This is a genomic window from Pseudomaricurvus sp. (assembly GCF_965662505.1).
Taxonomy (GTDB): Bacteria; Pseudomonadota; Gammaproteobacteria; order Pseudomonadales; family Cellvibrionaceae; genus Pseudomaricurvus.
The window spans coordinates 1-1,737 of sequence record NZ_CBFIHX010000242.1; the positions used below are offsets into that span (position 1 = coordinate 1).

Genomic DNA, 1,737 nt, shown 5'->3' on the forward strand with positions numbered 1-1,737 from the left:
CAGGGTATTGAAATCAGCTCTGTCATCTGTGAAGACGAGATGGAAGTCGCCGGTGTGAATAACCGCGTGCAACTGGCTGAACTGGAAAGCTACTATCAGCAAAAACAAGCCACCGATTTAATGATGGCCGGTGTGACCTTCCGAGATCCAGCACGTGTCGATATCCGCGGTGATATTCAGGCAGGTCAGGATATTCTGATCGACATTAACGTCATCTTTGAAGGGACTAACACCCTGGGTGACAATGTCACGATTGGTGCTAACTGCATTATCATTAACAGCGTCATTCATAGCGGTGCTGAAATTCTGCCTAACAGCATTATCGAAAATGCTGAGGTCGGTTCAGGCTGTGCCGTTGGGCCATTCGCCCGTCTGCGTCCGGGTTCAGTTTTATCTGCTAAGGCTAAAGTGGGTAACTTTGTTGAAGTCAAAAATGCCAATATTGGGTTAGGCTCCAAGATTAATCACCTCAGCTATATCGGGGATACTGATATGGGGGCGGATGTGAATATTGGTGCCGGGACCATTACCTGCAATTATGATGGGGCGAATAAGCATCGCACTGTAATTGGTGATAGGGTGTTTGTGGGGTCTGATACGCAACTGGTTGCGCCTGTGACGGTTGAGGATGGGGCGACGATTGGGGCTGGGTCTACTATTCGGAAGACGGCGCCGGCTGATTCGTTGACGTTAACGAAGTCGGAGCAGAAATCGGTTAAAGGGTGGAAGAGGCCGGCAAAGAATAAGTGAGCATCTTATAGCTTACGATAGTAACTTGCTCCGGTATGGAGACTGGGTATGGCACTTTCAGATACTTTAAGCATTTATGAAGTGAGTGATTTCTCACTTCCACTCTCTAGAGTGATGAGCTTTTCTAAGTTCAGTGATCTTATAGAGAGCCAGTCCCTCTACTTTTCTCCGGCGTCAGATTTTGATGACAAACTGGAGGGAAACTACACTAATCGTGATCATAAAAAGTCTGAAGAGCAATTAACCTCTTGGGAATTTGATGCTTCTGCACTTCAAATGGCAGCAGATGCGAAAATCTTGATAGCTGACCATAATCAACAAGCTGTAGTAATTAGTTGTTGGACAATGGCTAGCGAACTTTCTATCAGGATGTGGGATAGCTATACTTCATCTGAAGACTCTCTTGCCATTCAAACTACTGTTGAAAAACTCAGAGATGCTCTAGGCAGTGATTTCTTGTTTATACCTGTCAGGTATCTAGATTTTGATAGAGATGAAATCCCACTAACTCACTCGTTGGAGCCATTCTTTTTTAAGCAGGAGGCATACTCTTGGGAAAAAGAACTTCGAATAATTGCCGAAATGGAAGCTGGGAAAAGAATAAGCTCTCACCGAAAAGCTGAGATTTCACTGGAGTCCTTCATCACGGGAATAAAATTTCATCCAAAAGCTTCTACTGATTTTATTACGAACGTAAAAAACTTGGTCAAAGACAAAATACCAACTGCTAATTTAATTTTGGACTGAAGCCCGAGTTCATTTAATTGGTTTCGTCGCATTCATGCGACTCACCCTACGGGCGCCTCCGGCGTCCAAATTCGTTCCCGACAAATTTGTCGCTGCGCTCAAACACTCGACCACTTCTTCCATCAACCATGCTTAATTTTTGACGGCAATACAACGGGAGCCGGGACAAAAATCGGTCCCTGACTCGCAAATAAGTCAAATCTTAATCATGGTTTTAATAAGGTAAAAGACAGAAACAGT

2 protein-coding genes are annotated in these 1,737 nt (G+C 44.5%); both read left to right on the plus strand.

Annotation, left to right across the window (positions count from 1 at the left end):
- Nucleotides 1-750: bifunctional UDP-N-acetylglucosamine diphosphorylase/glucosamine-1-phosphate N-acetyltransferase GlmU (locus ACTG33_RS17155; protein ID WP_439136491.1), on the plus strand; the 750-nt coding region annotated here is incomplete at its 5' end.
- A 48-nt stretch (nt 751-798) separates the two neighbouring features.
- Complete coding sequence (locus tag ACTG33_RS17160; RefSeq protein WP_439136493.1) at nt 799-1,497, plus strand: hypothetical protein; 699 nt, start codon at nt 799-801, stop codon at nt 1,495-1,497.
- Nucleotides 1,498-1,737 lie beyond the last annotated feature (240 nt).

Bases quoted from the DNA above. Each gene is read 5' to 3' on its own strand.
- ACTG33_RS17160 (WP_439136493.1), top strand. From the start codon at position 799: ATGGCACTTTCAGATACTTTAAGCATTTATGAAGTGAGTGATTTCTCA.